We start from the raw sequence: 13,809 nt of genomic DNA, 5'->3' as shown, positions 1-13,809 counted from the left end.
ATCGCTTTCTAAATTAATATATTATTAATTTTTTTAATATCATTTAATATTGATGATATCTTCACTCCATACTCAACACTGCTATCCATATGAATTCTCACTTCTGGAACAAATCTTATCGAAAGATGTGAACCAATTTTTTTTCTGAAAAATCCTTTTAACTTATTCAAATCTTCTTCAATTTTTTCTTTATTTACATTGTTTTTTAAATCCAATATAGAAAAAGTCAAATCGAGATAACGACCATCCTTTGTCAACTCAACTTTATGAATCGACACAAGATTTTTTATTTTTTCATTCTCAATATCTGTCAAAAGCGTCATTCCAATAATTCTTGAAATTTCTTTTTCAAGTCCTTGTCTTCTTCTCTCGTTCATTTTTCCCCTCCTTCCCCAAAAATTTTTCTGCTAAATATTTGATAAAATTTTATTTAAATTTTTTAAAATGACTATCTAGGAATTTCTTCCATGATGTATGATTCGATAATATCTCCCGCTTTTATGTCGTTAAAGTCCTGTATTCCAATTCCACATTCCTGTCCAGTTGCAACTTCTTTCACATCATCTTTAAATCTCTTAAGTGAACCTAATTCTCCGTCAAAAATGATTATTCCGTCACGAATTACACGAATTTTAGAATCTTTTGTAACTTTTCCGTCAACAACAATTGCTCCAGCAATATTTCCAACATTTGACACTTTAAACACCTGTTTAACTTCAATTCTTCCAAAATATACTTCTTTGTATTCGGGATCAAGCATTCCGTTCATCGCTTTTTCGATTTCTTCTGTTGCATGATAAATTACATTGTAGTTTCTAATTTCCACTCCAACTTTTTCTGCAATAATTCTAGCTGGTGTAGTTGGTCTTACTCCAAATGCAATAATTATCGCATTTGACGCTTCAGCAAGTTTCACATCTCCTTCTGTTACCGCTCCAGCACTTCCTTGAATTATATTTACAACAACTTTTTCATTATTCAATTTTTCAAGCGACTCCCTCAACGCTTCAACAGACCCTTTGGAATCCGCTCTTATAATACATTTCAACTCTTTTAATTCCTGCTCTTCCAATTCCTGAGACAAACTTTCAAGTGAAATGTGTTTTTTCTTGTTCTGCTCATTAACTTTTTTCTCACGAATGAAATCTTCGACTATTTTCTTAGCATGTTTGTCACTTTCCACACCATACAAAATATCTCCAGCGTTTGGAACGACATTGAATCCAGTAATTTCAACCGGTTGAGAAATTAGAGCTTTATTAATTTTTTTACCTCTGTCATCAACCATCGAACGAACTCTTCCGTGCGCTTCTCCCGCAACAAAAATATCTCCTATTTTAAGCGTTCCTTCTTGTACTAAAACATCGGCAACTGCTCCCATTTTCGGATCTAATCTCGACTCTACGACAACTGCCTTTGGTCTTTTCTTAGGATTTGCTTTTAACTCTTCTAATTCAGCCGTAATCAAAATTGTTTCCAAAAGTTCTTCCAAGTTAATTTTTTTCTTAGCTGAAATTTCTACAAATTCAGTAGTTCCACCCCATTCAGGCGACAGAAGTCCATATTCTGTCAACTCAGTCCTAACTTTTATCGGATCCGCACCTGGCTTATCAATTTTATTAATTGCAACAATTATAGGTACTCCAGCTTCTTTGGCGTGGGAAATTGCTTCCACAGTTTGAGGTTTAACCCCATCGTCTGCCGCTACAATCAAAATCGAAATATCTGTAATATTTGCTCCACGAGCTCTCATTTCAGTAAACGCTTCGTGTCCAGGAGTATCAATAAATGTTATTTTCTGACCTTTCCAGTTCACCTGATAAGCACCAATTTTTTGAGTGATTCCTCCAGCTTCTCCTTCAATTACATTTGTATGTCTAAGTGCGTCAAGCAGTGAAGTTTTCCCATGGTCAACATGCCCCATTATAGTAATTACAGGCGCTCTTGTAACCAAGTCTTTTTCACTGTCCTCAGTTTCCAAGTGATATTTTTCACCGTAACTAATTTCTTCAATTTCTTCTTTTTCCACAATTACATCATAGTCAAGCGCCACTTCTTCAGCTTCTTCAAAAGTTAAAATTGCATTTGCAGTAAGCATTTTACCTTCCATAAAGAATTTTTTAATTATGTCTGAAATATTAATTCCTAATTTTTCAGCCAAATCTTTAATAACTATTTCTTCTCCAATAGTTATCATTCCGATAGATTCTCCTTCAATTCTCACAATTTCGTCTTTTACAGCTTTTTCCTGTTTTTTATTTTTCTTTTTCTTTCTGTCATCCCTTCTAAAATCTGAACGAAGTTCTTTTTCTTCTCTGTCTCTTCTATTTTTTTCATATTTTTTCTTTTCAAATTTTCCTTTACCTTTTCCGCTATTTTTTCCTTTTTCAGCTACAGGCGTAGCTATGATGTCAGTCTGAATCTCTTTTTTTGCACCAAAGTTTCTATTTTCCCTGTTGTCTCTATTATCTTTATTAAACGGTCTATCTTTTTTAAAGTTTTTATTTTCAGAATTTCTGTCATTGTCTCTAAAATTTCTGTTATCTTTATTTCCAAAGTTTCTATTTTCCCTGTTGTCTCTATTATCTTTATTAAATGGTCTATCTTTTCTAAAGTTTTTATTTTCAGAATTTCTGTCATTGTCTCTAAAATTTCTGTTATCTTTATTTCCAAAATTTCTATTGTTGTCTCTATTGTCCCTATTAAACGGTCTGTCTTTTCTAAAGTTTTTATTTTCAGAATTTCTGTCATTGTCTCTAAAATTTCTGTTATCTTTATTTCCAAAATTTCTATTGTTGTCTCTATTGTCTCTATTAAACGGTCTATCTTTTCTAAAATTTTTACTGTCAGAATTTTTGTCGTTATCTTTAAAGTTTCTATTTTCTCTATTATCTCTATTTCCAGAATTTCTACTATCTTTATTATTTTCTCTACTTTGTTTATTCAAATTTTTATTTATATTTTGATTGCTCAAATTAACTTTCATCTCCATTTTCTTTTGATTTTCTTTAAGATTTTGCTCGTTTTTCTGCGCAGTTTCCTTCTTTTTCAAATTTTTTTCTTTTATAGATTCAACTTCTTTTTTTTCTTTTGAAAAATTTTTCTTTATGAGTTCTTCTTCTTCAGACGTCAAAACATTCATATGATGTTTTTTATTTACTCCCAATCTAGCAATATCTTCAATAAATTTTGCAGTTCCTATGTAGCCCATCTCTTTTGCCAATTCATGTACTTTTTTCATCCAAGATCACCTCCACTTTCTTCAGTGTATTTTTATATTTTTTTAATATTCCCTTTATTACTTTTTTATCAAAAATTCCAATGACATTTACATCTCGCATAAAAAGTTTAATAAACTTTTCTTTTTTTCGATAAAAATAATATTTATAGAATATTTTTTTTGTAAATGTAAAAACTCTTCGATATATTTTTTATTTATATCACGAGGAATTACAACTAATTTTACTTTTTCCTTTTTTATATAATAAATATTTTCTTCAATTCCAAAGACAAAAAAATCTGAATTTTTCATCGGTTTTAAAATATCAATTATATCATTTTTCTTTATATTTTCCAACATTTTTATCAAACATTGAATCTCAATATCATATTTTTTATTTTTTGACAATCTCTCAATACATTCTTTCATTTTGCAGACATAAAATCCACGAGCTTGAATTTTCATTTCTTTGTCAAAAACATATTTTTTATCTCTTTGTGCCATTCTGAAAAAAGAAGACTTTTCATCTTTTCTTCGACAGCAGACACACATTCTAGTTGGCATAATTCATTTTTCCCTTTAAATTTTTAAATTTATTCTTATATTTCATTATCTTCCACAGTATTAATGTCAATTTTTATTCCACAAAGTCTAGCAGCAAGTCTTGAATTTTGACCTTTTTTCCCAATTGCAAGAGAAAGCTGGCCATCTTTTACAAATACTCTTGCAATTTTTGTTTTTTCAAACTCTTTATCAGTTTTTTCGCCTTCGCTTTCACTAATTTTTTTATTTTCTCCATCCTCTTCAATAATTTCCACTGATAAAACTTGCGCTGGATTTAGCGAATTTTTTACAAACTCTTTAATATCTTCGTCCCAAAGTACAACATCTATCTTTTCTCCGCCCAGTTCATCAATGACACTTTGAATTCTAAGCCCATTTTTCCCAATACAAGCTCCCTTTACATCAAGATTTTCATCATTTGAATAAACTGCCACCTTAGCACGACTTCCAGCTTCTCTGGCGATATTTTTTATTTCAATAATCCCTTCTTCAATTTCAGGAATTTCAAGTTTTAACAGTCCTCTTAAAAGCTCTTCTGATTTTCTTGAAATAAATGTCTTTGTAAATTTCGTATTTTCTTCAACTTCTCCGACAAAAACTTTTATTCTATCCCCTTGCTTAAAAGAATCCACACTTGAGAGCTCCTTTGCGGGAATAATCGCTTCAAGCCCATTAATATCGACATATAAGTTGCCTTTCTCATCGGTTTTTCTGACATTTGCTGAAACAACTGTGTTTTCGATTTCTTTAAATTTGTTAAAAATATTTCTTTTTTCGCATTCTCTAACTTTTTGCACAACAATTTGCTTTGCATTTTGAATAGCATTTCTTTTAAAATTTTCCGCATTGATTTCCAAATCCAAAATATCGCCCAATTTTGATCTCTTTTTCAACGAAACTGCATCTTCTAAACTTATTTCATCATCTGGATTTTCCACAACTTCTACAACTTTTTTTTGTGAAAATACCTTCACATCTCCACTATTTCTATTTATTATAACTTTAACGTTATCCCTTTCCCCATAATTTTTTTTATACGCCGCAAGAAGCGCTGTTTCTATCGTTTCAAGCAGCTCCTCCTTCAAAATCCCTTTTTCTTTCTCTAATTCATCAAGCGCTTCCAAAAATATTTTTTGGTCTTTCCCTTTCACTCTCTAATCCTCCTCGCTATCTAATATTCCGTTGGGTATTTCATACACCAAATTCGCCTTTTTCAATTTTTCCAGCGGAATTTGAACTACTTTTTTCAACTTCACATCAGAAATAAAAATTGTACTATTTTCAAATTTTTCTAATTTTCCAATAAATTTCTTAGTTCCTTCAATATTGCTTTTTGTGTGAACATTAATCTTTTCTCCAGTAAATCGCACAAAATCTTTTTCTTTTTTCAGTTTACGTTCAATCCCCGGAGTTGAAACTTCCAGAAAAAACTTCTCATCTATAAGCTCGTCGGCAATTCCATCAATTTTTCTGCTAAAGTCAATACAGTCATCTAATGTCGTCACCCCTTCTTCCTTTTCCACATAAACTCTCAAATAATTATAACCGCCATCTCGTACATATTCAACATCAGCCAGTTCTAAATTCATTTCTTTCAAATGTAATTCGATTTTCTTTTCAAATTCATTCAAAATTTTTTCCATAAGCCACCTCTGTATCTAAAACTAAAGAGTGGGAATAACCCACTCTCTTAAAAATCTATTTTCTTATATTTATTATATCATACTTTTTGTATTTTTTCAACAAAAAATTTTTTATAAAAAGTTGTTTTAAAAATGATGATTTTTTTGAATTGATTTTCTAATAAATTGCTCTAAATCCTATTCCACTTCTTATATTTTTTCCATTGGTATCATATCCAGCATTTAACGTCATTCCAAATCTTGTATTGTCTAATCCGATATTCAAGTCAAATTTTCCATTACCACGTTTATTTTCTTTTTCATTTCTTAAATTATACCAATCTGCTGCTGTATATCTTACTTTTGCCTTATTATTTACATCATCTAATCTTCCTAGCTCATTTTCATAATCGGCTGATAATCCCACAGAGAGTTGTGTCCTTAATGCTAATGGTTGAATATATTTAAATTCTGCTCCAATTTCTGGTTTTACTGAAAAATAATCATTTGAATCTATTTTTAATCTAATTTCTCCATCATCTTCTTTTATATTCGTAAATTTCCCATATTCCATTTTCAAGGCTCCATAAGGTCTCAAATGAGCTCTCTCACTAAGTCTTATATCATATTCTAATTCTGTTTTTAAAGAAGTTCCATAAGAATAATAATCAGATCTAGCATTGAATATATCATCAACTATCCAATATCGACGTTTCATTTCGTCAATTCCACCAAACATATCTGCTGCAACGGTCCATCTAAGTGAGCCATTGTGGTCATTTGCAGGCGATATTGTTTTAAATAATCCCGCTTTTATCATAGTTTGATTTTCTCTTGAACCACCCAAATCTTCAAACTTAAAATGATTTTTAACAGCTCCTGCATACCATCCTTGCGAATCTCCCATTTTAACCGTTTCATCTTCGTGAACATAGGCTACTCCATAAGCATTGCTTGTATAATCAATTATCCCAGCAGTATCTGTCTTATATTCATTTTTTTGACCGAATACTTTGATTTTATTATTTTGTTTAGATGGATTTCTCCAATCTTTTCTTAAATATTCAAATTCTTTTGACAATATATCTGTTGTTTCTTTTATTCTATGTTGGGTATTTGAATACTCATAACCTTTCATTTCATCAACAGCTTGTGTGAATATTTTAGTTTCAGATTTTCCTAAATCATTTAATTTATTAAATAATATTTTTTCTCTTGAACCTCTATCTCCATACCAATCAACTCCATATCTCTGTTCTAAACCATCTAAAAAATTATAATTATCAGTATCACCGTCCAAAGCATAAGAAGTATATGGTATTTTTGATAAATAAACTGCACTCAATGTACTGTCAGATTTTTGTGTAGCCGTAGCTATCCAGTTTAAATTTCCAGAATTTAATATCCATTCTGCATCTACTCCCAGATTTACTGCTTCCAATATTGCTTTATTATATGGTTCCAAAATGTTATTTGCCACTTTTATATCTTTTGCGTTTGTATAGCTGGCTGCTTCACTCCCAAAAATCAGATCAATTTTTTCCAAGCCTTTTAAATATTGTATTCCTTTTATTCGATTTGTATAATTCACTCCTGAAGTATCAACATACATTCCAATAGATGTGATTGTTCCCAAGTTTTTATTCCCATTTCCACTTCTTGCAGTATTTGGAATTTCTCCTAAATTTACTAATTTAGAGTTCACAGTTACATAATTTGGCTGTGGCGTTGCAGCCACTGTATCTACAGTATCTGGTGTTACAACAATATTATTTCTTTTTATAACTACTGGACTAAGTCCCCTTGCTTGAATCTCCAAGCCTTTTATTCTTTTACTTGTATCCGTGTTAGGCGTTCCATTTTTTTTAGCTCCATTTGTCGCAGTTATTGTTCCTCTTGCTCCAGTCACTGGATCAGTTTCACCTTCCATGACACTTGACGGATTTGCATTTTGTTTGTAAATCCCAACATTTCCATTCCCTGAAATAATAATTTGTCCGTAGTTTTTTATTATTCCACCATTTGCAACAACTACTCCTATTATTCTAGTTCCACTTGAATTTGCAACAGTTTGAATAGTTCCATAATTTATACCAACTGCATTTTTATCTATGTACATTCCAGTTGTGTTATTTCCATCTAGGTTAATTACACCTGTTGCACTGTTTATGGCAATTGAACCGCTTCCAACCGCATACATTCCAATACTTCCGTCTTTTGTAACATTTATTGTTCCATTGTTTACAATTGTACCTTGATTTGTAACACTTCTTGTATTTTCGTTATAATATCCTGTAGCCATACCAATTCCATATTTTTTATTGTCTGGATCGGTAATCGTGTCAGAAGCGCTTACATCAATTATTGCATTATTTGTAATTGTTCCATTGGTGCTGTAAATTGCCACATTTCCAACTCCACTGGAATAATTAATATTTGCGTTATTTATAACATCTTGTGCTGAATAAATACCATAGTTATTACTTCCAGTAGAAGAGAGTGCAGTATTATTTGTAATTGTTCCAAATTTATCGGCAGAATAAATAAATACTGTATCATTTCCTACTGTTACATTTGGTGTATTACTCAATAGTGTCGTTCCGCCACTTCCCATTAAGACATACCCATAAGAACCGTCTCCAATATTAAAATTTTGAATATTTCCATTAATTGTTACAGGATTAGTTCCTGTTGTAAATAATCCCACCGCCTCATTTTGTCCAACTGTTACAGTTCCATTTAAATTTAATAGTGAACTTGTCGAAAATATTGCCACTCCATTATTTCCTACTTTGGTTAATGAATTTGAGCCCGTTGTAATATCTCCAACTCCGTAAATTCCGTAAGAGTTATCTCCTGTGATTATACTTCCGTTATTTTCTATACTGGTTCCCGCATCTTTTGTAAAAATTCCTGTATTAAAATTCGATGAAGTTGAAGTTGCCACATTTATTATTCCATTATTTATAAGTTTTGAACTTCCCGGTGCATTATTTCCAGTTTGTAAATTAGGCCCTCCAAAAAGTCCAACACTTTCTTGACCCTTTACATTGATTACACCTGTTACATCATTTATTACAGTTGACGAACCTTCTCCAATTATTCCAACCGAAGAATTTCCATCTATTGTTATAGCTCCTGTGCTTAAAGCTTTCACATCATTAATACTTGTATTTGCATTATTTCTTACATAAATTCCAGTTGCACCATTTCCATTAAGATTAATACTTCCTCCATTGGAAACATCAGATTTTCCTTGTCCTATTGCACCTGCTCCAAATTCAGCTCCAACTACATTTCCAGCTGTATCTACTCTGTAAGCAAGTCCAATTATCCCAACAGAATTATTTCCGCCTATATTTAATATTCCATTATTAGTAACTTTTGTTCCATTTACTGTGTAAATTCCAACTGCGCTGTCATTTGCCGCATTTGTTGCTTCTTTTTCAACATTGATTGTAGAACCGTTATCAACTTGAACTTGTCCATAGTTCACATAAAGTCCAACTGCACCACTGCCACCATCAGTTCTGTCAGCTTTAATGTATGAACCTGATTGCATTGTGATTCCAGTTTCTCCATTACTTGCTGCACTTCTGCTGGAACTAATATCTAGACCTACAACAGCACCTTTCTTAATATTTGCTAATTCTGCACTATTCAGTAATGAACTTACATTGTAACCTGAATTTAATATAATATTAGTTCTTTGAAATGTTGTATTTCTGACATAAGTACTTGCATTAATATCACCTGTTCCGTTTGCTACAGCATTTTTATCAATATTACTATTAATATTCAGAGTTGCTCCGTCAATATTAGCAAGTTTATAATTATTAATTCCAGGCGCACCACTAACACTAAGTCCTAATCCCAAAGCACCATTAATTTCATTATTCAAATTATTTTGATTAAGAGCTGGTATAATATTTTTTAAATTACTAACAGTAACATCATCTGAAAGTGCAATAAATTTTGTGTTGCTAAATATCAAATCACTTGCATTTTCCCTAGAAAATCCAGTAGCCTTTCCATCTAAATTAATAGTCGCATTAGTTAAGTTAATTTTCCCATTATTGGAATAAACGGCATATCCTTCCCCATTATAAGTAAGAGTAGCTCCTGTTAAATTTAAATTTGAAGGAGTTGCAGCTCCTTTAGTGTCTTCTGAAGTAACTCCCGCAGAACCACCTTGTACGTTAATTGCAGCATTTGTCAGATTAACTTGAGCTCCGTTTTTAATATAAACACCACTGGCAGTTTTTGTAGTATCATTTATATTAATAGTTGCAACTTTACTCAAACTATTATTTATAGTCCCACCGTCACTATATATACCAGTAGTCCCTCCAATTCCAGTAATTTTATTGTTGTCATTTATATTAACAGTTCCCTGATTGTAAATACCTGTAGAATTAGTCCCAGATACAGTAATTTCGCTATTTACACCTATATTTGCAGTTGCAGGAGTTGCGCCGCCGCCCACATAAATTCCGACATTGTTACTTCCAGTTACAAGTATATTTAAATTTTTCACATTTGCAATTGGGTTTGTAGTTCCATATTTTTGTGAAGAGCCATTTGCTACAACTGCAGACGTATTCCCATTCTTATTGGCATTATTCCCATGATTATTAATACTGCTTCCAGTAGCTGACATTCCTTTACTAATTGACACTCCGACATTATTGTTTCCTGCTACAGTAATAGTTTTTCCTTTACCGTCAACAGTTGCTTCGTTATAGTAATCATCACCTTTAAAAGTCATATGAACAACACCGTTTGTTGGAGATGAACCATCTTCATCTTTATAATAATCCGTAGTCCCATCAAAAATATTGCTCATTCTAAATCCATAGTTATTACTTCCATTGACATTGATAGTTCCAAGTTCAACATCAACTTTAAGTAGTCCGTTCATATATTTACCAAAATCTATTCCTACACTTTTTTGGGAATTTATATTAATAACCCCGTCATTTATAACTTTATCTTGCACTTTATCAGTATCATTGGAACGCTCTATATCTATCATCATTCCAACTAAGTTATAACCGTCGACTAAATTTAAATTTCCTTTATTTAGTAATGTAGAATTAGAACTTGCAATTTCCCATTCACTTGTATCAGCATTTATAGTTGATTCTTTATCAATATTATAAAGCTGCAGTTCTAATCTGGCTAATGTGCTTATACCGTCACTACTTGCTCCATGTAAATTTACATCAGCATTGATAGTAGCCGTTCTATGCTGTTCAACTCCAGTTCCATCGCTCCATCCCCATAACGGCTTTCCACCAACTCCAGCTGGATTTAAGCTAATAAAATAGTTTTGTACCATTGCTAATGGTACCTCCACCACTAATAGAATCACTAGGACTTGTTACGTTATTGTGAAGCTCATATTTTCCAGTAATACTAGTATCGTGATCTCTTGTATCACTAATAAAAGCTACTACATAATCATCTCCACTTTCTCCTGAACTTCTAGTAATATGTTGATTTGCAACGGTACCGCTATTTAAATTATAAGTACCTGCTGATCTTAAAATGTATGGATCATCTGTTCCCCAATTTATGCTTTGACTCCCATCTACACTACCAGTTATATTTACATTTATATTATTTGCATTTCTTGGTGACTTATCACTTTTCATTTCGGTATTTCCAGTCCAAGTTGTTGAGCTATTATTAAAAGTTACAGTTGTCCCTGCAGTGTTATAACTGTCGTAATTTTGTGCAACAGAGGCATTTGGATAACTTGGACTTATTTGATTATGAAGAACTGTGCTATCTCTATGTCCGATAGTAGCTCTTTGCGAAAAACTTTGTCCATTTGCAGCGATTGTTGGCGGTGTAAAGCTACTTACGTAAGGTGTATTTGGCGCTCCTGGCGCTATTGGAGTTCCTACAATATTTGGCTCAAAAGGCGGTAAACTTCCCTTTGGTCCTGTCGGTGAAAAATTTGGCAATGTTTTATTGATTGAACGAGGTCTCACTCCCGCTCCAATTGTTATTGAAACTGGCGGTTCCTGAACTATATTTAAATTTGTCAAATTATAGTTATCCAGTAACACTGAATTTTTTTTAAATCTTTCTAAATTTCCCACTTCTGTTTTTCTGCTATAAATTAAATTACCAACTTTATCTCCTCTTCCCTTATAAGCTGCTGTCTGATTTTCAAAAAAGTATTTGCTCCAAATTGCCAGCTGCTCCAAGGAGATTTTACAACATGATCTCCCTGCTCCATAAGCTTTATAAGCTCCAATGTGGATTGTCTTAACAAATCATCGTTAGCTTTCCTCACACGTTTAAAATCCTGTTTTAGATTTCGAGTTGATATGTTTATTTTTTTTATTTGTGCATTTATATCTTGTGTCTCAATTGAAAATAAATTATTTGAAAAAATAACCGCACCACATAATAAAAATGCTATAAGTGTTGAATCATTATATTTAAAATCTTTAACTTTTTTAGCAAAAGATTTTAATTCCTTTTTTAAATTCTCTAAATTATTATTCAAATCTATTTTCTTGTATGATAAAATTTAAAGATTTTAATATTATCATACTCTCCTTTCTTAAAATTTATTTGAATTATAATAAATATTACTTTTTATTTTTATTTCATTTATTTCAATTCTTTCTAACTCTTTCTATTTAATTGAGCAGTCTTAATTTTTTTACCAAATCTTAATTCTATCAGCTGGAGCTTTATACATCTTATCTCCTTCTTTTACTTCAAATGTTTTCTCAAAGGCGTCGACATTTTTCAAAATTGCGTTTACTCTTAAAAAGTTTGGCGAATGAGAATCTGATTTTGTCATATTTTTCAAATATTCAGGCGTTGATTTTTGACGCCACATTCTCGCATAACTTAAGAAGAATAATTTACTTATTGTGTCATCATAAGCTTTTGTCGCATCTGGATGATCTTTTAAATAAAGCTGCAATGCATCATAAGCGATATTTACCCCGCCTAAATCGGCAATATTTTCAGTCAATGTAAATTCACCATTTACCTTTGTATCATCTATTACTGTGTAACTTGAAAATTCGTTTGCCAATTTTTTTGAAACAGCATCAAATTTTGCTTTATCTTCAGCAGTCCACCAATTTCTCACGTTTCCGTCCCCGTCATATGAAGCTCCCGACACATCAAATCCGTGCGTTATTTCATGTGCAATCACAGTTCCAATTGCTCCAAAATTTGCAGCGGCTTCAGAGTTTTTGACATCATAAAATGGAGGCTGAAGTATTCCTGCTGGAAATACTATTTCATTTCCAGTTGGCGAATAATAGGCATTTACTGTATTCGCAGACATTCCCCACTCAGTTTTATCTACAGGTTTTCCAACTTTTTTTAGAGCTTCTTTATAGCTCCAGTCGTTCATTTTTTCAACTAAGTCATAAAGTGTATCGTCATTTGTGAAAACCAATGTGCTGTAGTCTTTCCATTTATCTGGATAACCTATTTTAACATTTATTTTTGCCAATTTTTCCAGTGCTTTTTTCTTAGTCGTTTCACTCATCCAAGTAAGTTTTGTAATTCTATTTTTTAGCGCTTTTCTTATATATTCAACCATTTCTTTTGTATCTCTTTTAGCTTCAGGCGAAAAATTTCTTTTGACATAAATTTGTCCCACCATCTCTCCAAGTGAGCCGTTTGTAAAATACAATGCCCTTTTTTCAAGAGTTTCTCTTTCTTTCTGACCATTTAAATACTTTCCATAAAACTCAAAACTTCTTTTTCCAAGTTCATCTGTAAGGTATGAAGATGAGCCGTCAACTAATTGAAATTTCATATAGTCCTTGATTAAATCTATATTTTCATCCCGCAAGAATCTATCCAGATTTTTAAAGTAATTTAGCTCAGTAATGATGACTTTATCTGTATTTACTCCAACTTTTTGCAAGTAATCAGCTAAATTTATATTTTTTGTAATATTTGCCAAATCTTTTACACTTTTTGGATTGTTGTACTTTTTCACATCGTGGTAATCTTCCACCTTTAACATCGTATTTGCCATATCTTTTTCAAATTGTACAATCTTTTGCGCTTTTTGCAATGTATCTTTTTCTCCGGCAAATTTCAATATATCGCTGACATAGTTTGTATATTCTGCCAAAATTTTTCTATTTTCAGCGGTATCCTTTTGATAATAATCTACAGATAGCCCTAAACTTGCACTTCCTAAAAATACGGCATAATTTTTAGCATTATTAAAATCCGTTCCAATTCCCCAGCCATAAAATTCGTTTTCCCCCTGTCTTGTATTTTCAATATTATATTTTTGCAAATCTTTTATATCTTTAATCGCATTAATTTTATCCAAACTGTTTTTAATTGGCGAGATTCCAAGTTCATTTCTTTTTTTCATATCGGAAAAACTTTTGTATAAAG

The 13,809-nt window shown here is 31.8% G+C and carries 9 protein-coding genes; all 9 read right to left on the bottom strand.

The features are described 5' to 3' along the window. Window positions 1-8 precede the first annotated feature (8 nt). On the bottom strand, window positions 9-377 hold the full coding sequence (gene rbfA, locus AB8B22_RS04845; RefSeq protein WP_369711876.1) for a 30S ribosome-binding factor RbfA: 369 nt from the start codon (window positions 375-377) through the stop codon (window positions 9-11). A 71-nt stretch (window positions 378-448) separates the two neighbouring features. Further along, entirely contained in the window at window positions 449-3,241 is a 2,793-nt protein-coding gene (gene infB / locus AB8B22_RS04840) for a translation initiation factor IF-2 (RefSeq protein WP_369711874.1), read from the bottom strand. Between the two features lie 87 nt (window positions 3,242-3,328). After that, complete coding sequence (locus AB8B22_RS04835; protein WP_369711872.1) at window positions 3,329-3,784, bottom strand: DUF448 domain-containing protein; 456 nt, start codon at window positions 3,782-3,784, stop codon at window positions 3,329-3,331. Window positions 3,785-3,819: 35 nt separating this feature from the next. Beyond that, window positions 3,820-4,935 (bottom strand): transcription termination factor NusA, encoded by a 1,116-nt coding sequence (nusA, locus tag AB8B22_RS04830; RefSeq protein WP_369711870.1) that lies wholly within the window; start codon window positions 4,933-4,935, stop codon window positions 3,820-3,822. 3 nt (window positions 4,936-4,938) lie between these two features. Then, entirely contained in the window at window positions 4,939-5,427 is a 489-nt protein-coding gene (gene rimP / locus AB8B22_RS04825; protein ID WP_094080390.1) for a ribosome maturation factor RimP, read from the bottom strand. A 157-nt stretch (window positions 5,428-5,584) separates the two neighbouring features. Further along, on the bottom strand, window positions 5,585-10,747 hold the full coding sequence (locus AB8B22_RS04820) for an autotransporter domain-containing protein (RefSeq protein WP_369711869.1): 5,163 nt from the start codon (window positions 10,745-10,747) through the stop codon (window positions 5,585-5,587). After that, the gene (locus tag AB8B22_RS04815) at window positions 10,725-11,516 is read right to left on the bottom strand and encodes a hypothetical protein (RefSeq protein WP_369711868.1); all 792 of its coding nucleotides are present in this window, start codon (window positions 11,514-11,516) and stop codon (window positions 10,725-10,727) included. The genes AB8B22_RS04820 and AB8B22_RS04815 overlap by 23 nt, the downstream gene beginning before the upstream one ends. A gap of 20 nt (window positions 11,517-11,536) precedes the next feature. Beyond that, window positions 11,537-11,929, bottom strand: a complete 393-nt coding sequence (locus AB8B22_RS04810; RefSeq protein ID WP_369711867.1) for an autotransporter-associated N-terminal domain-containing protein — start codon at window positions 11,927-11,929, stop codon at window positions 11,537-11,539. Between the two features lie 159 nt (window positions 11,930-12,088). Next, the gene (locus AB8B22_RS04805) at window positions 12,089-13,786 is read right to left on the bottom strand and encodes a M13 family metallopeptidase (RefSeq protein ID WP_369711866.1); all 1,698 of its coding nucleotides are present in this window, start codon (window positions 13,784-13,786) and stop codon (window positions 12,089-12,091) included. Between the last annotated feature and the right edge of the window lie 23 nt (window positions 13,787-13,809).

Origin of the sequence: Leptotrichia rugosa, from assembly GCF_041200005.1 — a bacterium.
Classification (GTDB): Bacteria; Fusobacteriota; Fusobacteriia; order Fusobacteriales; family Leptotrichiaceae; genus Leptotrichia; species Leptotrichia rugosa.
This window is presented reverse-complemented; position numbering and strand designations above follow the sequence as displayed.

What these genes read in the sequence shown, in the direction of transcription:
- AB8B22_RS04820 (WP_369711869.1), bottom strand. Translation starts at nt 10,747, where the DNA reads ATGGTACAAAACTATTTTATTAGCTTAAATCCAGCTGGAGTTGGTGGA.
- infB (WP_369711874.1), bottom strand. Translation starts at nt 3,241, where the DNA reads ATGAAAAAAGTACATGAATTGGCAAAAGAGATGGGCTACATAGGAACT.
- rimP (WP_094080390.1), bottom strand. Translation starts at nt 5,427, where the DNA reads ATGGAAAAAATTTTGAATGAATTTGAAAAGAAAATCGAATTACATTTG.
- AB8B22_RS04835 (WP_369711872.1), bottom strand. Translation starts at nt 3,784, where the DNA reads ATGCCAACTAGAATGTGTGTCTGCTGTCGAAGAAAAGATGAAAAGTCT.
- rbfA (WP_369711876.1), bottom strand. Translation starts at nt 377, where the DNA reads ATGAACGAGAGAAGAAGACAAGGACTTGAAAAAGAAATTTCAAGAATT.
- AB8B22_RS04805 (WP_369711866.1), bottom strand. Translation starts at nt 13,786, where the DNA reads ATGAAAAAAAGAAATGAACTTGGAATCTCGCCAATTAAAAACAGTTTG.